Source organism: Roseivivax sp. THAF30 (genome assembly GCF_009363575.1).
Taxonomy (GTDB): Bacteria; Pseudomonadota; Alphaproteobacteria; order Rhodobacterales; family Rhodobacteraceae; genus Roseivivax; species Roseivivax halotolerans.
On sequence record NZ_CP045389.1, the window covers coordinates 621,234 to 640,429 of the forward strand.

General features: G+C 62.4%; 19 protein-coding genes and 1 pseudogene. 7 read left to right on the forward strand and 13 right to left on the reverse strand.

Features of this window, described 5'->3' with window-relative positions:
• Positions 1-274 precede the first annotated feature (274 nt).
• Together FIU91_RS02920 and choX are read left to right on the forward strand one after the other, a co-directional pair.
• Positions 275-973 (forward strand): L,D-transpeptidase, encoded by a 699-nt coding sequence (locus tag FIU91_RS02920; RefSeq protein WP_152461352.1) that lies wholly within the window; start codon positions 275-277, stop codon positions 971-973.
• Between the two features lie 180 nt (positions 974-1,153).
• Positions 1,154-2,080, forward strand: a complete 927-nt coding sequence (gene choX / locus FIU91_RS02925) for a choline ABC transporter substrate-binding protein (protein ID WP_152461353.1) — start codon at positions 1,154-1,156, stop codon at positions 2,078-2,080.
• Positions 2,081-2,143: 63 nt separating this feature from the next.
• Here choX and FIU91_RS02930 read toward each other — a convergent pair whose 3' ends face one another.
• Positions 2,144-2,989 carry a class I SAM-dependent methyltransferase gene (locus FIU91_RS02930; RefSeq protein WP_152461354.1) on the reverse strand — a complete coding sequence of 282 codons (846 nt, stop codon included), beginning with the start codon at positions 2,987-2,989 and terminating at the stop codon, positions 2,144-2,146.
• Complete coding sequence (gene yghU / locus FIU91_RS02935) at positions 2,986-3,840, reverse strand: glutathione-dependent disulfide-bond oxidoreductase (RefSeq protein ID WP_152461355.1); 855 nt, start codon at positions 3,838-3,840, stop codon at positions 2,986-2,988. The genes FIU91_RS02930 and yghU overlap by 4 nt, the downstream gene beginning before the upstream one ends.
• Positions 3,841-4,056: 216 nt before the next feature.
• On the opposite strand from yghU, the gene FIU91_RS02940 reads away from it, so the two are divergent.
• The gene (locus tag FIU91_RS02940; RefSeq protein WP_152461356.1) at positions 4,057-4,971 is read left to right on the forward strand and encodes a hypothetical protein; all 915 of its coding nucleotides are present in this window, start codon (positions 4,057-4,059) and stop codon (positions 4,969-4,971) included.
• 4 nt (positions 4,972-4,975) lie between these two features.
• Here the strand turns inward: FIU91_RS02940 and FIU91_RS02945 are convergent, their stop codons facing one another.
• Positions 4,976-5,407, reverse strand: coding sequence for a DUF1489 family protein (locus tag FIU91_RS02945; protein WP_152461357.1), 432 nt, complete (start codon positions 5,405-5,407; stop codon positions 4,976-4,978).
• 116 nt (positions 5,408-5,523) lie between these two features.
• On the opposite strand from FIU91_RS02945, the gene FIU91_RS02950 reads away from it, so the two are divergent.
• Together FIU91_RS02950 and FIU91_RS02955 are read left to right on the forward strand one after the other, a co-directional pair.
• A complete protein-coding gene (locus tag FIU91_RS02950) occupies positions 5,524-7,812 on the forward strand; it encodes an adenosylcobalamin-dependent ribonucleoside-diphosphate reductase (RefSeq protein ID WP_152461358.1) in 2,289 nt (762 codons plus the stop codon).
• 334 nt (positions 7,813-8,146) lie between these two features.
• Positions 8,147-9,244: an AAA family ATPase gene (locus FIU91_RS02955; protein WP_152461359.1), complete on the forward strand. Its 1,098-nt coding sequence runs from the start codon at positions 8,147-8,149 to the stop codon at positions 9,242-9,244.
• 264 nt (positions 9,245-9,508) lie between these two features.
• On the opposite strand, the gene FIU91_RS02960 is transcribed toward FIU91_RS02955, so the two are convergent.
• Positions 9,509-10,698 (reverse strand): IS3 family transposase gene (locus FIU91_RS02960; RefSeq protein WP_152461360.1). Its coding sequence is split into 2 segments (ribosomal slippage): positions 9,509-10,446 and positions 10,446-10,698, totalling 1,191 coding nucleotides; the frame shifts between segments, so codons are not numbered across the junction.
• A 245-nt stretch (positions 10,699-10,943) separates the two neighbouring features.
• Here FIU91_RS02960 and FIU91_RS02965 point away from each other — a divergent pair.
• Complete coding sequence (locus FIU91_RS02965; RefSeq protein ID WP_152461361.1) at positions 10,944-11,303, forward strand: helix-turn-helix transcriptional regulator; 360 nt, start codon at positions 10,944-10,946, stop codon at positions 11,301-11,303.
• Positions 11,304-11,691: 388 nt separating this feature from the next.
• On the opposite strand, the pseudogene FIU91_RS19620 reads toward FIU91_RS02965, so the two are convergent.
• From FIU91_RS19620 to FIU91_RS02985, 4 genes and pseudogenes are all read right to left on the reverse strand, one after another.
• Positions 11,692-11,859 (reverse strand): annotated as a pseudogene (locus FIU91_RS19620) (transposase); the annotation flags it as partial.
• A 124-nt stretch (positions 11,860-11,983) separates the two neighbouring features.
• Entirely contained in the window at positions 11,984-13,693 is a 1,710-nt protein-coding gene (lnt, locus tag FIU91_RS02975; protein WP_152463622.1) for an apolipoprotein N-acyltransferase, read from the reverse strand.
• Between the two features lie 11 nt (positions 13,694-13,704).
• On the reverse strand, positions 13,705-14,190 hold the full coding sequence (lspA, locus tag FIU91_RS02980; RefSeq protein ID WP_152461362.1) for a signal peptidase II: 486 nt from the start codon (positions 14,188-14,190) through the stop codon (positions 13,705-13,707).
• 5 nt (positions 14,191-14,195) lie between these two features.
• Entirely contained in the window at positions 14,196-14,978 is a 783-nt protein-coding gene (locus FIU91_RS02985) for a ZIP family metal transporter (RefSeq protein ID WP_152461363.1), read from the reverse strand.
• Positions 14,979-15,208: 230 nt separating this feature from the next.
• On the opposite strand from FIU91_RS02985, the gene FIU91_RS02990 reads away from it, so the two are divergent.
• Positions 15,209-15,880, forward strand: a complete 672-nt coding sequence (locus FIU91_RS02990; protein WP_152461364.1) for a L,D-transpeptidase — start codon at positions 15,209-15,211, stop codon at positions 15,878-15,880.
• Between the two features lie 148 nt (positions 15,881-16,028).
• Here FIU91_RS02990 and FIU91_RS19780 read toward each other — a convergent pair whose 3' ends face one another.
• The 5 genes from FIU91_RS19780 to FIU91_RS03015 all read right to left on the reverse strand — a co-directional run bounded on the left by FIU91_RS19780 (position 16,029) and on the right by FIU91_RS03015 (position 19,158).
• Positions 16,029-16,205, reverse strand: a complete 177-nt coding sequence (locus FIU91_RS19780; RefSeq protein ID WP_371418239.1) for a hypothetical protein — start codon at positions 16,203-16,205, stop codon at positions 16,029-16,031.
• A gap of 123 nt (positions 16,206-16,328) precedes the next feature.
• Positions 16,329-16,727, reverse strand: coding sequence for a DUF411 domain-containing protein (locus tag FIU91_RS03000; RefSeq protein WP_152461366.1), 399 nt, complete (start codon positions 16,725-16,727; stop codon positions 16,329-16,331).
• A gap of 3 nt (positions 16,728-16,730) precedes the next feature.
• Positions 16,731-18,104 carry a M23 family metallopeptidase gene (locus tag FIU91_RS03005; RefSeq protein WP_152461367.1) on the reverse strand — a complete coding sequence of 458 codons (1,374 nt, stop codon included), beginning with the start codon at positions 18,102-18,104 and terminating at the stop codon, positions 16,731-16,733.
• Positions 18,101-18,730, reverse strand: coding sequence for an SCO family protein (locus FIU91_RS03010; RefSeq protein WP_152461368.1), 630 nt, complete (start codon positions 18,728-18,730; stop codon positions 18,101-18,103). The genes FIU91_RS03005 and FIU91_RS03010 overlap by 4 nt, the downstream gene beginning before the upstream one ends.
• Positions 18,730-19,158, reverse strand: coding sequence for a copper chaperone PCu(A)C (locus FIU91_RS03015; protein ID WP_254702092.1), 429 nt, complete (start codon positions 19,156-19,158; stop codon positions 18,730-18,732). Before FIU91_RS03015 ends, FIU91_RS03010 begins: the two co-directional genes overlap by 1 nt.
• Positions 19,159-19,196: the final 38 nt, after the last annotated feature.

A 19,196-nucleotide genomic window follows, 5' to 3' on the forward strand; every position in this document is an offset into this window, starting at 1 on the left:
ACCGCGCACGGCCCAATCGACGCCGAGGCGCGCGATGCGCGTGCGACGAGACCTTGCCGGACTGCAACCCTTCCCGGTGCCCCTTGCTTGCACGTGATCGTGCCGCGCGCCGCCTCGGGCCACGGCGCAATGCCGGTGGTAGATACCACGCCCCGCCCTGAGAAGGCGGGCTGGCCCCGGCAAGCTTGCATATGCCCCGCGAAAGATCCCCCGCGACTCGGCTGATCGGACCTCGACACTAACCCGAGATTTCTGATCGACCGGAGCTTTTCCCATGCTGAACCGTCGCAATTTCATGGCGGGAGGCGCTTTCGCCGCGCTGTCCGCCTGCGCGCGCCCTGCCGCTGATCCCGTCACCGAGGCCGTCCCGCCTGAGCCATCCGTGCCAGCGCTTCCTGACTTCTACGGTGCCATCACCGACGAGCCCTTTCCGATCCCAGCAGTGGAGGAAGGTGTGCTCGACCCGAAGTACTGGCGTCAGGAGGTGCCCAACCTCTGGCCGGGCAAGGCGCGCGGTACCATCGTCGTCGATCCCGATTCCGCGATGCTCTACTTCATCGAGACGCCCGAGACCGCGACCCGGTATGGCGTCAGCGTCGGTGCCGCCGGCTTCGACTGGGAGGGCACGGCGCGGCTCCAGTTCTGGCGCTCCTGGCCGCGCTGGAAAGTGCCCGAGGCGATGATCGCACGGCGGCCCGAACTCGAGCCTTATTCGGTCGCAAATGGCGGCATGGACCCCGGGCCGGACAATCCGATGGGTGCCCGTGTGCTCTATCTCTTCCAGAACGGCGTCGACACGCTCTACCGGGTGCATGGAGATGCCGTCGCGCGGGAGTTGGGCCGGGCGGTCTCCTCGGGCTGCATCCGGATGCTGGACCAGGACGTGATCCATCTGAACGACCGGGCAGTTCACGGCGCGGACGTCATCGTGCTGCCGTCGATGCGGCCCAAGGGCCTCGGGCCGCTCTACTGACTCCTCCGTCACCGCGGCGTGTGCGGGCGTGCTCGCCGCGGTGAAAATGGTGTTTTTCAAGTATCGTCAGGGGCTTCGACCCTTTCGCCATGCTTCACGAGATACTTCTTTGACACCCCGGTCAGAACCCGCATGATCTGCGACATCTTCAGAACCGAGATATCTCAGGGAGAGATCGAGATGAAAAAGACATTGACCTCCGCATTTGCGCTGACCCTCGTGGCCGGAACCGCGATGGCGCAGGACACCTGCGACAGCGTGATCTTTGCCGATGTCGGCTGGACCGACATCACCGCCACGACAGCGGCGACGACCACCGTTCTCGAGGCGCTGGGCTACGAGACCGAGACCCGCGTTCTGTCGGTGCCGGTGACCTATACAGCGATGGCTGACGGCGATGTGGATGTCTTCCTCGGCAACTGGATGCCGACGATGGAAAACGACATCGCGCCCTACCGTGAGGCAGGGACCGTCGAAACCGTGCGCGCGAACCTCGAAGGTGCGAAATACACGCTCGCGACCAATGCCGCCGGTGCGGAGCTTGGGATCGACAGCTTCGAGGCGATTGCGCAGAACGCCGATGCACTCGAGTCGACCATCTACGGCATCGAGCCCGGCAATGACGGCAACCGCCTGATCCTGTCGATGATCGAGGACGACGCGTTCGGCCTCGGCGAATTCGATATTCGCGAAAGCTCGGAGCAGGGGATGCTGGCGCAGGTCGGCCGCGCGTCGGATCGCGACGAACCCATCGTCTTCCTCGGCTGGGAACCCCATCCGATGAACGCGAATTACGATCTGACCTATCTTGAGGGGGGCGACGATTACTTCGGCCCGAACCTCGGCGGCGCGACCGTCTACACCAACACCCGCGCAGGCTTCGCCGAGGATTGCCCGAACGTGCAGACGCTGCTCGAGAACCTCGAATTCACGCTCGAGATGGAGAACCAGATCATGGGTTCGATCCTGAACGACGGCATGGACGGGGATGAGGCCGCAATGCAGTGGCTCACCGCCAACACCGACACCGTGGAAGGCTGGCTCGACGGCGTGACCACCGTCGATGGCGGCGATGCGGTCGAAGCGGTGATGTCCGCGCTGCAGTAATCCTCTTTGAGAGGAATGAAACGCGCCGGCCTGCGACACGCGGGCCGGCGTTTTTTATGAGGCCTATCGGGTGACCGTCACGAGGTTGATCCGCCCCGGCAGATTCAGCGGGCCTGTCGCGAGATATGGCTGCCACTCCGCGCGCAGCGTCGCGAGGATCGCCGCTAGGTCCGCGTCACTGCCGTTCCGGTCGCGCAGAACCGACGGGATCGGCCCGATGGCGGGCAGAAGCCGCTCCATGGCGGTCCAACCCTCGGGATGGGTGAGGGTGATATCCCGCTGCAAGATCTCGATGTCACCGAAGCCCGCGCGTTTGAATATGACGTCGATCCGCTCGGGATCTCGAAGCGCCATCGGGCCGGGCGCATCCGGGTCGCCCGCGGGCGGTGCGCCAAGACGCTCCACCGCGACGCGGCGCGCGTCCGAGAACCACGGATTATGCTCTGCCGGTGCCCATGTGGCGGCGACGAGTCGTCCGCCGGGGGCGAGGGCCGCCCGAAGGTTCGCGAAACCGGCGTCGAAATCGTCGAAGAACATTACTCCGAAGCGAGAGATCACGCGGTCAAATGCGTCGTCGAACGCGTATGTCTGCGCGTCCGCCTCGACGAAACGCGCGTTGGCGGTGCCTGCCTCGCGGCGCGTCTCTTCGGCCAGCTTGAGCAGTGTCGCGGAGATATCGAGGCCGAGCACCTCGCCCCCTGCGCCCACCCGGTCCGCGGCGGCGAGGGTCAAAGCCCCGCCGCCGCAGCCGATATCCGCAACGCGCATGCCCGGAGTAAGCTCCGCCGTTTCAAGCACCAGCTCTGCCACGCCGCGATGAAGGTGATCGAGATCGGCGTGATGAGTCACCCATCGGCGACCCGGATCACCGCCCCAAAACTCGACCTGCGCGGCGTTGGGGCGGCTCATTCGCCGATCTTGTCCTGCGTCTTCGTCTCGAAATCCGACGCGTCATGCCGTTCGTGAAGTTGCTCCTCCGGCTCGCCGAAGGTGCGGTTGACCATGCGGCCCCGACGCGCGGCGGGACGCGCTTCGATCTCCTCGGCCCAGCGGATGACGTGCTCGTATTCATGGACCGACAGGAACGTGCCCGCATCGTAGGCCTGCCCCTGCACGAGCCGCCCGTACCATGGCCAGATCGCCATATCGGCGATGGTGTAGTCGTCGCCGATCATGAACTTGTTCTCTGCGAGGTGACGGTTCAGCACGTCCAGCTGACGCTTCACCTCCATCGCGTAGCGGTTGATCGGGTATTCCATCGGCTCGGGTGCATAGGCGTAGAAATGGCCGAAGCCGCCGCCAAGGAAGGGCGCGGAGCCCATCTGCCACATCAGCCAGGACAGAAGCTCGGGCCGGTCTTCGGGCTTACCGAGGAATTTCCCGAACTTCTCCGCCAGGTGCATCATGATCGCGACGCTCTCGAAGACGCGCACCGGCGTGTCGCCGGAGCGGTCCACGAGCGCCGGGATCTTGGAATTGGGATTCACCTCGACGAAGCCCGAACCGAACTGGTCGCCATCGCCGATCTTGATGAGCCAGGCGTCGTATTCGGCGTCGGTCACGCCCGCTTCAAGCAACTCCTCGAACAGGACCGTGACCTTCACGCCGTTCGGCGTGGCCAGTGAATAGAGCTGGAACGGGTGTTTCCCGACGGGCAGTTCCTTGTCGTGGGTCGGCCCGGCGATAGGGCGGTTGAGGCTGCCCCAGGTGCCGCCATTCTCGGCGTCCCAGGTCCAGACTTCGGGAGGCGTATAGGTCATGATCCCTCGCGATATGAATTGCGTGTCCTTGATCGAGATTTATCCCGCAGATCCGGGAATGCCAGATGCGCGAACGTTCCAGGATGCACAGGCCCCGTGCAGAGCGAACCCCGCTGGCGGAGGATGGCTCATGTCACGTCCATGTGTGATGCAATCTTGACGGGATTCCCGGACACTGCGATCACCAAATCATAAAACAAAAACCGAGGCAGTGACATGACAGGCAAAACACTCACGGCGGTGGGGTCTTTCCTCATTCTGGCAATGGCGGCGCCGGCCTACGCGCAAACGAGCGGCGGTGCGGCTCTGACGCTTGGCTATGGTCTGGGCGAGGTCGAAGGGAGCGATTTCCAAACCTCCCTTATGGCCTTCGACGCGGATATCGCGAATGGTCCGCTCACCTTCGATCTTGATCTTTCGCGCGCAGCTCAGGGCGGCGACGACGATTTCGACGCGACGCTCTTCACCGGCGAGATCCTTCCCAAATACTGGTTCTCGCCCGCGGGCGGCGTTGGCCTTTACTTCTCATCGACCACCGTCGATGCGGACGGCGTGGATAGCGTCACCGCGAACAGCTACGGGCTCGAAGGCACGTATCGCGCGGCAGGGCTCGAAACCTCGGCCTTTATCGGCGAGACCGATGCGAGCGACCTCGTGGGCGACGACGTGGACATCACCGATTACGGTCTGCGCGTGCGTTATGACGTCAACACTCAGCTCAGCCTCTACGGCAAAGGCGTGAACAGCGATTTCGAGGCTGGTGGAGATACCGCGAGCGCGCAATCCTACGCGCTGGGCGCTACTTACGATTTCGGCAACGGGCTGACCACTTTCGGCGCGCATCAGATTGCGACGTCGGACGAGATCGACAGCAACCTGCACACCACGTCGCTCGGCGTCGCCTACAACCTCTCGGCGGCCGGGCGTCCGATCCTGCTGAGCGGGGAATACGCGCGTTATAATTCCGAAGTGCTGGGCGGCGATGCGGACGGCCACAACATCACCTTTGGCGCGACCGTGCTTCTGGGCGATGCGCAGGCAAAGCGCCTGCCGGGTGCCGGCGCGACGCGGAACCTCGCCAAGAGCGACCGCAACGCCGTGGATGGTCTGCTGAGCGTCGGCGGGTTCTGAGCCCTCAGATCACGCCAAGTTCGGCCAGCGCGCCGGCGAGCTCGGGCGGCAGCTCGTCATCGTCGGCGCGGGTGGCCGAAAGGTCGCCGGGGGCATCCTCGGCGGCCAGATAACGCCACCCTTGAAAGGGACGGCGGGGGGCCGGGTTCACCCGGATGATCTCGGGGTCGAGAACGATGGCGCAGCGTCGAATGCCGTCGCCACCCGTCACTTCATCAAGGCGCTCGATCCGCTGGCGGCACTGTATCAGGCCCTTTATCACCCAGTAGATCGAGCCGCCCTCGAGGATCTGCGCTTCCTTCTTGGGCCACATCCGCGTGACATGACGGGGCAGCCCGTCCGCACCCTTCGCGCGCGCCGAAGCCTGCCAGCGGACAAGCTGTTCGACGCTTTCAGTGCCTGCGGAGAGCTTGAGAAGATGAACGGGCTTGGACACGGACCGGGCTCCTTTCACGCCATATTTAGCCGTCGCAGAGCGCGCATCAACCAGTTGTGCCATGCCGGGCTTTCCGCTAGATTGGAGGGCCTTCCCCGCTGCCAAGGATTCTGTCGATGACCCGCTTCGCCGCCCCCATCGCCGAGCAAATCTGGGACATGAAATATCGTCTCAAGGAAGCCGACGACACGCCGATCGACATGAGCGTCGAAGAGACATGGTCACGGATCGCCCGCGCCCTGGCGGAGGTCGAGGACGACCCGAAGGCGTGGGAGCCGCGTTTCTACGAGGCGCTGGAGGATTTCAAATACCTGCCAGCAGGTCGCATCACCGCGGGCGCCGGGACGGGCCGCTCCGTGACGCTGTTCAACTGCTTCGTCATGGGCACGATTCCCGACTCGATGGCCGGGATCTTCGACATGCTGAAGGAAGCCGCGCTGACCATGCAGCAGGGCGGAGGGATCGGCTATGATTTCTCCACGATCCGGCCGCGCGGCGCGCTGGTCGAAGGCGTGGCGGCGGATGCGTCGGGGCCGCTCTCGTTCATGGATGTCTGGGATGCGATGTGCCGCACGATCATGTCCGCAGGCTCCCGCCGGGGCGCGATGATGGCGACGATGCGCTGCGATCACCCGGATATCGAGGATTTCATCGGGGCCAAGGCCGACAGCGCGCGGCTGCGGATGTTCAACCTCTCCGTGCTCGTCACTGATGCCTTCATGGAAGCGGTGAAGGCCGACGGAAAATGGGAGCTGACGTTCAAAGGGCGCGTTTACAAGACGCTGAAGGCGCGGGATCTGTGGAACCAGATCATGCGCGCGACCTATGATTATGCCGAACCGGGCGTGATCTTCATCGACCGCATCAACGAGGCCAACAACCTCAATTACTGCGAGACGATCGCGGCCACCAATCCTTGCGGCGAACAGCCGCTGCCGCCCTACGGCGCCTGCCTTCTGGGCTCGGTGAACCTCGCGCGGCTCGTAGCAGACCCGTTCGAGAAGGACGCGCGGCTCGATCCCGAAGCGCTGGACCGCATCGTCGGCACCGCGATCCGCATGATGGACAATGTCGTCGATGCCTCGCGCTTCCCCTTGGCCGAGCAAGCCGAGGAAGCGCAGAACAAGCGCCGAATCGGGCTTGGTGTCACCGGCCTTGCCGATGCACTCCTGATGTTGGGGTTGCGCTATGGCTCCGACGAGGCGGCGGCACAGACAGAGGCCTGGCTCAAGCAGATCGCGCGGGCCGCCTATCTCGCCTCTGTCGAGCTTGCGAAAGAGAAGGGGCCATTCCCGCTTTTCGACGCGGAGGGCTATCTGGCCTCGGGCAACATGATGCAGATGGACGAGGATGTGCGCGACGCGATCCGGGAGCACGGCATCCGCAACGCGCTTCTGACATCCATCGCGCCGACCGGCACGATCTCGCTTTACGCGGGCAATGTCTCTTCAGGGATCGAGCCGGTCTTCGCCTACAGCTACACCCGCAAGGTTCTGCAGAAGGACGGCACCCGCACCGAGGAGCGCGTCGAGGATTACGCGGTGCAGATGTTCCGCGCAAAGTTCGGTGAGGATGCGGACCTGCCGGGCCACTTCGTCAATGCCCAGACGCTGAGTCCGGCCGAGCACGTCAAGATGCAGGCGGCGGCGCAGAAATGGATCGACAGCTCGATCTCGAAGACGATCAACTGCCCCGAGGACATCTCCTTCGAGGCGTTCAAGGACGTCTACATGCAGGCCTACGAGACCGGCTGCAAAGGCTGCACGACCTACCGCCCGAACGAGGTGACGGGCTCTGTCCTGAGCGTGTCGGACGCCGAGCCGAAGGCCGAGGAGAAGCCAGTTCTCGTCTCCGAAGGCGAGGGCAGCGCCGAAGTGGTGTACATGTCCGAACCGCTCGACCGGCCGCAATCGCTGGAAGGGGCGACCTACAAGCTGAAATGGCCCGATAGCGAGCATGCAATCTACCTGACGATCAACGACATCATCGTCGGTGGACGCCGCCGGCCTTTCGAGGTCTTCATCAACTCCAAGAACATGGAGCATTTCGCCTGGACCGTGGCGCTGACGCGGATGATTTCCGCGGTCTTCCGGCGCGGCGGCGATGTGAGCTTCGTCGTCGAAGAGCTGAAAGCGGTGTTCGACCCTCGCGGCGGCGCTTGGGTGAAGGGCAAGTACATCCCTTCGATCCTCGCGGCGATCGGCGGCGTGATCGAACAGCATCTCATCGCCATAGGCTTCCTCGAAGGCGAGGGCCTCGGACTCAAGAGCGACCCCACCGCCGCAGTCGTCAACCTTGACGGCGCCCCCCGCGGCAAGGCCTGCCCGTCCTGCGGCCAGTTCGAAATGCGGATGGTCGAAGGCTGCATGACCTGCGCAAGCTGCGGTCATTCGAAATGCGGGTGAGTGGGGATTTGTTGCTAGATGTGAGACCCACCGAATAATGTCCTTTTCCATGGTTTTTTGACCATTCCGGCACGCAGGAAATGTCCATTCGAAACCCGATCTGCAGTAATTTGATTTAATATCAATTAGTTGAAGGGATCTCGCGCTGAGGAGACTGTTGGCGCCTCCATTCGGCTGGCGAACCACCCGTGGCGTTGACTGACGCCCTCCAATGTTCTCTTAAAGTTCCAAGGTTCCGGAACCTTTCACATCCATTCCGCCCACCTTGCGAGGCAGGGCGGGGCCAGCCCGCGGTCGAGAGCCGCGCGGCGCAGCATGTTGAAAGGACATTCCAATGCCGAACTGCTCGAAGATCCCGTTTGCCAAGGTCCGCTTCTACGAAGACATTCCAAAGCTCGAGGTTGTGGAACACAGGCTGCAACGCTTTCTGAAGGATCTTCGTATTGCCCGTCAGGACGCTGAGATTTCGGCTGGTCGCCTTTCCGAGGATGACAAGCTCGCGCATCATGCGATCGTCGAGCGACGTGACAAAATCCGCATTGCGAACCGCGCCATAGCCTACGTTGAGCGTGTGCATTCTTCTACGGGCATGGATCATCTGAGCGAGAGGGATCGCGCTCGACTGGAGCCGCTCAGGCACGGCCTGACGATAACCGGAATTTCCGATGAGCATGAAGCCGACACCATTGCAGCTCGGCTTCATGAAGAGATGCCTTGGATGGCTCCGGCCACCGAACACGTTTGGCACGCGATGCGACGTTCGGTCCGGCAAGGCGAACCTGGCTTTCGCTTTCCCGCGCTCCTTTTGGTCGGCCCTCCCGGCATCGGAAAGTCGTTCTGGGCGCGGCGGTTTGGTGAGCTCCTCGAGCGTCCGACAACAAAAATCGAGGCGACGTCCGAACCCGCAAGCTTTTCAATTGTCGGGTCCCAGCGCGGCTGGTCGAGCGGGGAACCCGGCAAGGTATTGACGACTATTTTACGTGAGAAAACTGCAAGCCCTTTGGTGATTGTCGACGAGGTCGAAAAGGCGGGTGATGTCACTTCGAACAAAGGCGTTCGGTTCAGCATCACTGACGGTTTGCTGCCACTGTTGGAGGTATCGACCGCTGCGACTTGGCAATGCCCCTACTACAGGATCCAGTTTGACATGTCGTGGGTCGGGTGGGTGCTGACCGCCAACAGTTCAGATAGCCTTCCCGAGCCACTTCTCAGCAGATGTCCTCCGCTAACGCTTTCGAACCTTTCACGTGAAGACATTCTGAAATTCGCACGTCGGCAAGCGGAGAGACGACAACTACCTGAGGCTGTGATCGGCGCAATCGAAGAGAGCTTGGCGGCGGCGACCTCGAAAGCACGCGTTCCAAGCCTTCGAACCGTCATTCGCATGATCGATCGAGCGGAAACGATCGCATTCATGCCGACAATCCATTGATGGTTTCCATGGTCTGCAGCTCTGAGAGGAACGGAAGGCGCGGGTGTCTTGAGTTTCCTCAAGAGGTGGGCTCTCCCCTGAAAGCCGCGACCTTTTCTAAGGCGCGCGCTTTCAGGCCTCGATGATCTCTCGTAGCTGAAAGAACCCACCTCGCGGTGCAGGACGGGTGGAGAGTAACTGGCGGTCGGTAGGGCTTGCGAGTCCTTCGCGCGCCCCGACCTGGGATGAAAATTCACCAGGGAAAGGTGACCTGCCACTGAACTTTCATCCAGCCGCGACCGGAGCCCGGTTTGTGTTTACGCCGATAGGCGCAGGTTGAGCAATCGCCCGACGCGCGGAGCTTTCATCTCGCGCAGCGGGGCGGGCGATTGCGGTGGTCAGGGTCCGCGCGTAGTCGGCCGGGGTTTGGTAATCCAAGGCGGAATGCGGGCGCTCGGTGTTGTAGTCAGTCGCCCAAGCCGTGATCACGACACGCGCGTGGGAGTGGTTCCGGAACATTGTCTCGTTGACCAACTCGTCGCGCATGCGTCCATTGAAGCTCTCCACAAAGCCGTTTTGCATCGGCTTGCCCGGCGCGATGTAATGCCACTCGATCCGGTGCTTGGAGCACCAGCGAAGTATGGCGTTACTGGTCAGTTCGGTTCCGTTGTCGCTGACAATCATGCCGGGCTTTCCGCGGCGCTCGATCAGGGCCGTCAGTTCACGCGCGACACGGCGCCCCGAGATCGATGTGTCCGGGATTGCAGCGAGGCATTCCCGTGTGACGTCATCGACGACGTTCAGCACCCGGAAACGCTGGCCGTTGGCGAACTGGTCGTGGACGAAATCCAGTGACCAGCGTGCATTGGCCTGTGCCGCCACCAGGATCGGGGCCCGTGTTCCGACCGCCTTGCGCCGGGCCTTTCGCTTGCGCACCGTTAGCCCTTCCTCGCGGTAGAGCCGATAGATCCGGTTGATCCCCGACCGCTCACCGTCGCGGCGCAGGAGCACGAACAGCCGCCGATAGCCAAACCGCCGACGCTCGTTGGCCAGCTCGCGAAGGCGGCCGCGCAGCTCCGTATCCGGATCACGCCGCGCCTCGTAGCGGACCATCTTGCGATCCGCACCAGCAATCCGGCACGCCCGCCGTTCCGAAAGCCCGAGCATGGACCTCAGATGCGCGACCGCCTCGCGCTTCACGGCAGGCGTCACCACTTTTTTGAAACCAACTCCTTCATCGCCGCCAGATCCAGCATCTGCTCGGCCAGAAGCTTCTTGAGCTTGGCGTTCTCGTCCTCGAGCGCCTTCAGCCGCTTGGCCTCCGACACCGTCATGCCACCGAACTTGGCCTTCCAGTTGTAGAAGGTGCCTTCGGACATCCCGTGCTTGCGGCACAGGTCCGCGCACTTCGCGCCTGCCGCGTGCTCGGCCAGTATCCCGATGATCTGCTCGTCCGTGAATCTCGTTCGCTTCATTGTCCGTCCTCAGGTTGGGCCGGACTCTAATCGACGGTGGAGGAAAAATCCCGTGGCAGGTCACCGGTGGTCTAGACGCAGTCGCTGCTGTTCTGAATGACGGATCGGATAGACCCTGTCGCGGAAAACGAATCCGGCGCGGCTCGGGGAGAAGCGTTTCTGGACTCGCAAAGCGTTTAGCACGATGACTTGCAGGGCGCTTCCGTTGTGCGCGCCATTCTTCAATCAGCCGATGAGAACTGCACATGATCAGGAAGCCTGACAACGCGCCGTCGATTGGATACCATCGCCAGGCCGTCACGATGAAATCGGAGGAGGTCACGATGGGCGTCATCGAAGATCGCCTGAGGCAAACGCGCCCAGACGTAGAAGAACAGCTGCTCCTGAATGAAGATAAGCGGGGAATAGCATTGGAAGCGAGGCGAGCGCGCAAGCTTCGCCATTTGACGGTGGAACAAGTCGCTAAGGCTGGTGGCCTGAGCGTGGACGAGGTTTCGGCGATCGAAGCTCCAGCGGGAGAGCTCCCGAGCCTTGCTGCTCTGAAGAGCTATGCGGAGGCTTGCGGAGCAAAGCTAAGAGTCCGCTTCGAGAAGAGCGATGGATAGATGTCTAGGGGACCGGACTGCCTGCCCGAGGGCGCAAGATAAAAATAGACTGAATTCAAGGTGCGACAGCCTTTATCTGCCACAGGTGGCGGATTAACGGGATTAACTGCCAAATCTGGCAGACTCGAGCGCCAGGAGGCGCGAGCACATATCGGCTCGGATCACGTTGCCGCACTGCTTTGCTTGAGGTGTATGAGGATAAGGAGGCGACACCTGCGCATTCCGACGCATCCGGCCGGCCACCAGGTCCGATGTATTCGGCCACCAGTGACGCGATGCCGCGAGGCAGTGGATTTCGGGTATCAGGTTTTGGGGTTTTCGTCAGCATTTTTGGCGATGGTTTGCGATTGATCCCGTTCTTTAGGATCGATTGGACGGATGAGTAGGACAGCCGACGCATCTCGTCGGGCAGCAGACCGCCGTATTTCTTCTTCCAATTGAAGTAAGTCGCCTGGCCAATGCCCGCTTTGCGACCGATCTCCGTGTTCGGCGTGCCTTGCTCGCCCTGCTTCAGGTTGAACGCCTTCTGCGCTTCTATGAATTTCGATGTCTTCATGCGTTTCCGCTCCTCTCCCAGCCAGGAAAGATTAGCCGAAAACTCCAGCTTCAAGCGGTCCAGTTCTCAGGGGGCAGAGCATCAGCATTGACCAATTTGAATTTTTGATAACGGGTTGATAAATCTACCGTAGGTGGCCGACACCCCGAGCTGGACGCGATGAAAGAAAGCGGCTGTTTATTACGCTTCGTAGAGAGCGTAGTTTTTGGGTTCTTTGTGGAAGCTCCAATCCAGCAGCATCGACGGAATCTGCGATCATTATCAATGGCCTCCTTGAGAAGATACGGCGAGAATCGTTTCGTCGTGACGTGACCCGATCCAGTCCGAGCGAAAGCAACCACACGGCGATGCCGAGAGGCGGAAGCACCCAGTCACCCGCGCGGGCGTAGAGCGTGGCAGGCAAAGCCGCAGGCAAGCTGGCATCGATGATCCCGGTCTTTTCCAGCCCGAGCTCCCGGATGATGGTCCCGTTCGCGTCGATCACCGCCGAGATGCCTGTATTCGCCGCGCGGATCACCGGCAGCCCTTCCTCGACAGCGCGCATTCGAGCCGACGCAAGGTGCTGCTCGGGGCCGATGGACGTCCCGAACCAGGCATCGTTGGTGGCGTTGAAGATCCACTCCGGCCGGAACTCATCATCGACGACATGGCCGGGAAAAATGATTTCGTAGCAGATCGCAGCAGCCAGGACCGGCAAACCCGATACCGCGAGTGTTCTCGGTCCGGGTCCGGGCGTGAAGTCACCAAGCCCCGCCGTCAGGCGGTCTATCGGCAACCAGTCCGCGAAAGGAACATATTCGCCAAAGGGCACGAGGTGATGCTTGGCGTAGCCTGTGAGAATTGTGCCAGACCCGTCGTATGCCTGGATCGTGTTGAAGTAGCGCGGCACCGCTTCCCGTGCGGTCCGGTCAGGGGCGCCGGTGAGCAGAACCCTTCGGCCTCGAAGAGCTTCTGCTATGCGGTGTTTCGCATCCTCGTTCTCGTCCAGAAAACCCGGATAGGCTGTCTCCGGCCATAGCAGGACGTCGGCCGGGTCGCCTTGCGTGGAAAGCCGGAGGTATCGCGAAAGCGTGGCAGGGGCACTCCCCGGCGCCCACTTGGCTCTTTGCGGTACGTTGCCCTGCACGATCCGCAGCGAGATGCCGTTGGATTCCGGCATTGGCCGAGAAATGCGCGCCTGACCTGAGACCCAAAAGCCGCCGACGAAGAGCGCGAAGAACAGGAGCGCCAGACAGCGGGGTGCGCCTCTCATGAGGACCGCCTGTGCCGGAAGCACGCTGGCGAGAATAACGAGGAAGCTCAGACCATAGCTGCCAAGCCACGCTGCGGGTTGGCGGAGCGCACCGAAATCCACCATCGCATATGCGGTCAGGTTCCACGGAAAGCCCGTCAATACGTGACCGCGTAGCCATTCCGCGCCAGCCCAGCACGCCGCAAACAGGCACGCCGCGGTCACACCGCCAACAAGCCAACGTCGACGAAGGAGCACGAAGAGGGTCATAGCTAGCGCCGGAAAAAGTGAAAGGAGCCCACTGAGCCCTGCAACGGCTGGGATCGCGAGCGCGCCGAAACGCTCGGCGTCTATCTGGAAGCTTTCGGCGATCCACGACAGCCCGAAGCCGAAATAGCCGAGGCCGAAAAGCCATCCCAGTGCGCCGGCTACTAAAGGATTGCGGTCCCGCACTAGCAAAAACAATGCGCCGTAGGCGGCGGGAACGAGTGCGAGGATCGAAAAGGGAGGCAGCGTCAAAACCGCTGCAGCACCCGCCATGAAAGCCCCGACGCCATGTGACAGAACCGCGTTAAGGATGATGTGTTTTGAACCAACCCGCATGAGATGTCCGATCAAGGGGCTGCGTTCTTCCGCCGGACATGGCGACGGGGCAAGAACAGAAGCACCACCACGCCGCATAAGATCGCAGTATCGGCGAGGTTGAAGGCAGGCCAGTGCGTCTCTCCGATGTAGAAGTCGAGAAAGTCTGTCACGCCACCGAACCGCACCCTATCCGCAATGTTGCCAAGCGCGCCGCCGAGGATGAGTCCGTATCCCACGGCATCACTTGACCGTTCAGTCCGGATTGCGAGCACCACAAGCCACGCGGCGATGAGCAAGGCGAGCGACACCAGTATGAAGGGGGACACGTCGCTGAGCATCCCGAAGCTCACACCTGAGTTGCGATGAAGGACGAGGTTGAAGCCGGGGAAGACGCCGAGACCGCCGGCAAGGGCTTCGGCATTGGCGCTGGCTAGCGCCTTCGTCGCTTGATCGGTTACGAATGCCGCAACAGCGATGCAGCCTGCAAGAGTTGAGGCATAGGTGGGACGCTTCATTGCTCTCATCCCAGCCAGACGTCGAGGAACAGCATTAGGACCAGACCAACGGCCAAGCCAAGCGTCGCACGGTTCTGATGCCCGCTGCGATGCGTTTCGGGAATGATCTCGTGGCTGATGACGTAGAGCATCGCGCCTGCGGCGAAGGCGAGACCCCAAGGCAGGAGCGGTTGTGACAACGTGGTGATCCCGGCGCCGAGAAGCCCGCCGATCGGCTCGACGAGACCAGTCAGGGCAGCAATGCCCCATGCACGGAACTTCGGATAACCCTCGCCTAAGAGCGACACTGCAACTGCCAGCCCCTCGGGTGCATTCTGCAGCCCGATACCGATAGCGAGCGGCAGGCCGCCGGAAAGCCCATCCGCACCGAAACCCACGCCGACGGCAAGGCCTTCAGGGAAATTGTGGATCGTGATCGCGATGATGAAGAGCCAGACGCGCCGGAGCGACGCGGCCTCCGGCCCCTCGCGCCCGGTCTTGAAATGTTCGTGAGGCAGGCGCTCGTTCATCAGTGCGACCACCCCCATGCCGAGCAGGATCGAGATGCAGACGATCAGCGCCGGCATGGCGCCACTCTCGAACATTGGTTCGGCGGCATCCAGCGCAGGAATGATCAGCGAGAAGAACGACGCCGCCAGCATTACGCCGGCCGCGAAGCCAAGCGCCATGTCCCGCATGGCAGGCGACGGAACCCGGCCAAAGAGCACCGGAACCGCCCCGACCGCAGTCATCAGACCGGCGGCGAGACTGCCAAGGAAGCCGAACGCTATCGGAGACAATTCGGTCATGGGCGCTCCTGAAAAAACACTGAAATCGTAAGAGGTGGCGAGGCGCGCTTCCCGCGGCACCGGAGTCCCTGCACGAAGGACCAGCTCGCGAAGCAATGTTCGACTCTGACCTTTTGCGATGTCACACCCATGTGACCGAGCAAGACATTCGATGGTGTCTTGACTATTTTTATCCCGAGCTTCCCAGGAAGCTCGGGATAATCAATGCCTTCCGGGAGTGACCTATAGCAATGCTCACACGACGCCATTTCATCACCACGACCACCGCTATGTTCTCTGCACCGATCGCCGGTCCCCTTCTTGCAAGCAATTGGCCGACGGAGGCACAGAAGGCCGCCTGGGACGCGGAAGTGACGCCGGCTAACTACGACCCGGCCACTACGAACCCGTGGGGCCTTCACCCGCGACTGCTGCCGCAGCGAGTCGAGGCGCGGCCTGATCTCGTGCCCGGCGACATCCACGTCGATGCCACCGCACGTTATCTTTACCATATCGAGCCGGGTGGCACGGCGATGCGATACGGAGTTGCCATCGGTGAGGGCGGGCTCTACGAGCCAGGCACCTACACGATCCGCCGAAAGGTGAGATGGCCGCACTGGAAGCCGACGCAAAACATGATCCGCCGGGAGCCGGAAGCTTATGCGCAATACGAGGACGGTATGGAGCCCGGTCCGAAAAATGCGCTCGGTTCGCGGGCTCTCTATCTTTATATCGGTGATCGCGACACCTATCTTCGGATCCACGGCACACCCAACCCACGCTCTATCGGCTCGCGCGCGAGTTCCGGATGTGTGCGCATGGTCATGCCCCATATCAACGACCTCTACGAGCAGGTCGAAACCGGTGTGACCGCCGTTCTCTATCCTGCCGAAAACGACGGTCCTATGACGGCGCATAGCTGATCGTTTAGCGCACCTAACCGGGGCACGTTTCTTGGCCATTGGATGCGCGAGGCGGCCTCTGCCCGCCACGCATCCCTGTGCCAGTTGGGCCCCGGAACACCCATAGGCAGTTGGCAACAAGGCTCGCGGCATGATCGAATACATTGCGTCAGCCTGCCGCCTGCGCCACACGCTGGGCGCAGATGCGACGCCCGTCGACCGTGCGAAGCGGCAGCATGGTCGTTTCGACCGGGCCGACATGGCGATACCAATAACAGCCGTCCGGCCGCTGAATTACCGTCTGAACATTCTGGTAGGGAGCGGCCATGACGCTCAGTTGCGCCATCACCTCCTCCGTGATCCCGGGCTCCGCTTCCGCAGTCTCGTTCACGGGAGGGGTGCAGGCGCCGAGCGCAAGCAGACCCGCAAATAGAAGTGTTGCTTTTCCAGTGGTGCGCGTTTGCAGCATTTATCCATTTCCATTGTAGTTTGCGAAGACTTCGGTCGAGCCGTCCTCTCGGATGAGTAAGACGTCGTAGGCCCCTCGGCGCCCGCCGAAATCCATGTCAGGGGACCCGAGCGGCATCTCCGGCACGGCCACGCCGACGGCTCCGAGACGTTCTTCCAGAAGGCGGCGGGTGTAGCTGGCAGGCACATGTCCCTCGATCACGCAGCCGTCGACGAGCGCGTCATCGAACATGTCCTGCCCGGCCGGCGCGAAGCCGTTCTCTTCCAGATGCTCCATCCATGCGAGGCAGTAGCCGCAGCCGTTGGTCTTGCGCACGTCAAACGAAGTCGCTTCCGCCAGAGTCTTCGCGGCGGGAAGAAGGGCGCTGGCGGTCGTCACCGCGGTGAGCAGCTTTCCCATCGGTCAGAGCCTTTCGGTGGTGTTGGATGCAAGATCGCTGGCGAGCGCGTCCTCTAAGCGCGCACGCGCTTCAGCCAGCCGGTCCAGGCCTGCGTTGCCCTGAGCTTCGCCCTCGAACGCTTCCGACAGCCGCTCGTCAGAAAGTGGATCGGTCGGACGGCCGTCCACGCGCACCTCGTAATGCAAATTCGGCCCCGTCGCCGTTCCGGTCGCCCCCACCCGTCCGATAGTGTCGCCGGCCGTGACGCGCTGACCTTCTGCGAGGCCATCGGGCACAGCGCTCAGATGTGCATAGCGGGTCATGGTCTCCGTGCCGTGAGCGATTTCGACAACGCGCCCGTAGCCGCCCCGACGTCCGATGAAGGCAATGCGCCCCGGCGCGGTCGCGCGCACCGACGTTCCGCGCGGTGCCGCGAAATCGACGCCGGTATGCATGCGCACATTGCCGTAGATGGGGTGCTTTCGCCGCCCAAAGACGGAGCTAAGCCGAGCCCCCTGAACTGGCTCAGCGAAGACGCGAACCATTTCGCCGTTTAGGTACATCGTGGCGCGACCCGTGCCGTCCTCGGGCCAGACAACCTCGTAGAGTGCGTCCCCCAGATCGAGCGAAGCGAAGGCGATCTTGGGTTGTCCTATGGTATCGCCCTCGACACGCGCCTCGTGCCATAGAAGGCGAAGGGTCTCGCCCCCGCCGAGGTCACGGCGGAAATCCACCGTACCCCCCAACATCTGCGCCAGATCTACCGCGAAACGCGGCGGTATCCCGGAGTCTTCTAGCGCGGCGAAGATCGAATTCTCTATCCTGGTGGTTCCGGCCAACACCACGATCTCGGGCTCGGGGGACACGACGCGGGTCGAGAGCGTATCGCCGAACGTCGCTTCGACCCGCACGCCGTCGTCCACATCGAGCGCCACGCGGCGTGGACTGCCATCGTCAGACATCTCGACTGTCAGAACGTGGCCAGGACGCAGGCGACGCAGATCGTATTCTGCGGAGATCGCCAGCGACGTCTCCGCGCGATCCGGCCCGGTGAGGCCGGCTTCGGCGAGTAGACCGTCGAGCGTATCCCCAGAGGCGATTTCGCGAGACCATACTAGGAGGGGCGGCTTGATCATAGGCAAGGAAGCATTCGCAGTCGGTGCGGTCGGGAGAGCCGGAGCTGCAGCTCTGTTCGGCGAAACTGAAACCGTGGACACAGCGAGGGGTGCCACCAGGTTCGCCTCCACAGGCGATGTTAAGGGCTCGGGGCGCCAGCGGCTAACCTCGGTCAAACCCGATGGTAACGGCTCGTTCGCGGCCACATTGGACAAAGCAATTACCGTTACCGAAACGCCGCCCGCCATCACCGATCCGATCGTCCAATATCTCAACTTCATGTTGCCCCTTCTGCGTCTTTTTCGTTCATTGCGCGGCGAATCTTTGGCACCGCGAATTCTCTCGGTTCGTGGTAGTCGATAGTGGTCACGAAGCGCCCCTGGGCGTCGAACAGGAAGACGCTCGCCGTGTGGTTCATGGTGTAGTCGCCGCTGTCAGTCGGGACCTTTTCGTAGGTCGCGCGGAAACCCTCGACCGCCAGAGCAATCTGCTCCTCCGGACCGGTCCAGCCACGGATCGCCGGGTGGAAATAGCCGACGTACTCCGCCATCGCATCGACATTGTCCCGCTCCGGATCGACGGTGATGAAGACAACGTTCAGTTGTTCAGCATCCCTTCCCAAGGCGTCCAGCCAACCGGAAATGTCTGCAAGCGTCGTCGGGCACACATCCGGACAGTAAGTAAAGCCGAAGAAGACCATTGAGGGCGACCCGACCAGCGTATCCGGTCCAACCGGACGTCCTTCGTGATCGGTGAGGTCGAACTCCATCGCGGTGAGCGGCAACGGCCGTCCGTCGTCCGGTACAGGCGCTCCGGGGCCGTCGACCTGCCACCAGCCGACGAATAGAGCGAGCCCGAGCACACCGAGCGCCGCGGCACCGTAGCCGAGAACTGATCTGCTCTGCATCAATCCTCCGGCCCGCGCGCTGCGATCCCGAGGATCGGCACCTCGACCATCGTCTCTCCGCCATCGGAGAATGTCAGCGTCAACGGAAAGGTCTCGCCCTCTTCCATCGGGCGCTGAAGCTGCATCAGCATGGCATGCAGGCCGCCGGGCTCGAACGCGACGGTCTCGCCAGGTGCAATGACAATCTGGCCCGCCGGAGACATCGAGCTCACACCCTGCTCGTCCGTCGCGGTCCGGTGAACTTCGGGCAGCATGGCGAGGTCTGTCCGGAGCCCGGTCAACGTGACCGGCTCGTCACCCGCATTGTGGACTTCCATATAAGCTGCGCCGGGGCGGGAGGTGCCGATCGAGGCCCGCGCCCAGGCGTTCTCGACGACGACATCGGCGGAGCCGGCCATTGCCGACGTCGCAAGCATGAACGGCAGCATCAGGACTGAGCACGCGGCGTGGATGGTGTATTTCATTG

What these genes read in the sequence shown, in the direction of transcription:
- FIU91_RS02920 (WP_152461352.1), top strand. Translation starts at nt 275, where the DNA reads ATGCTGAACCGTCGCAATTTCATGGCGGGAGGCGCTTTCGCCGCGCTG.
- choX (WP_152461353.1), top strand. Translation starts at nt 1,154, where the DNA reads ATGAAAAAGACATTGACCTCCGCATTTGCGCTGACCCTCGTGGCCGGA.
- FIU91_RS02930 (WP_152461354.1), bottom strand. Translation starts at nt 2,989, where the DNA reads ATGAGCCGCCCCAACGCCGCGCAGGTCGAGTTTTGGGGCGGTGATCCG.
- yghU (WP_152461355.1), bottom strand. Translation starts at nt 3,840, where the DNA reads ATGACCTATACGCCTCCCGAAGTCTGGACCTGGGACGCCGAGAATGGC.
- FIU91_RS02940 (WP_152461356.1), top strand. Translation starts at nt 4,057, where the DNA reads ATGACAGGCAAAACACTCACGGCGGTGGGGTCTTTCCTCATTCTGGCA.
- FIU91_RS02950 (WP_152461358.1), top strand. Translation starts at nt 5,524, where the DNA reads ATGACCCGCTTCGCCGCCCCCATCGCCGAGCAAATCTGGGACATGAAA.
- FIU91_RS02955 (WP_152461359.1), top strand. Translation starts at nt 8,147, where the DNA reads ATGCCGAACTGCTCGAAGATCCCGTTTGCCAAGGTCCGCTTCTACGAA.
- FIU91_RS02965 (WP_152461361.1), top strand. Translation starts at nt 10,944, where the DNA reads ATGATCAGGAAGCCTGACAACGCGCCGTCGATTGGATACCATCGCCAG.
- lnt (WP_152463622.1), bottom strand. Translation starts at nt 13,693, where the DNA reads ATGCGGGTTGGTTCAAAACACATCATCCTTAACGCGGTTCTGTCACAT.
- lspA (WP_152461362.1), bottom strand. Translation starts at nt 14,190, where the DNA reads ATGAAGCGTCCCACCTATGCCTCAACTCTTGCAGGCTGCATCGCTGTT.
- FIU91_RS02985 (WP_152461363.1), bottom strand. Translation starts at nt 14,978, where the DNA reads ATGACCGAATTGTCTCCGATAGCGTTCGGCTTCCTTGGCAGTCTCGCC.
- FIU91_RS02990 (WP_152461364.1), top strand. Translation starts at nt 15,209, where the DNA reads ATGCTCACACGACGCCATTTCATCACCACGACCACCGCTATGTTCTCT.
- FIU91_RS19780 (WP_371418239.1), bottom strand. Translation starts at nt 16,205, where the DNA reads ATGGCGCAACTGAGCGTCATGGCCGCTCCCTACCAGAATGTTCAGACG.
- FIU91_RS03000 (WP_152461366.1), bottom strand. Translation starts at nt 16,727, where the DNA reads ATGGGAAAGCTGCTCACCGCGGTGACGACCGCCAGCGCCCTTCTTCCC.
- FIU91_RS03005 (WP_152461367.1), bottom strand. Translation starts at nt 18,104, where the DNA reads ATGAAGTTGAGATATTGGACGATCGGATCGGTGATGGCGGGCGGCGTT.
- FIU91_RS03010 (WP_152461368.1), bottom strand. Translation starts at nt 18,730, where the DNA reads ATGCAGAGCAGATCAGTTCTCGGCTACGGTGCCGCGGCGCTCGGTGTG.
- FIU91_RS03015 (WP_254702092.1), bottom strand. Translation starts at nt 19,158, where the DNA reads ATGCTGCCGTTCATGCTTGCGACGTCGGCAATGGCCGGCTCCGCCGAT.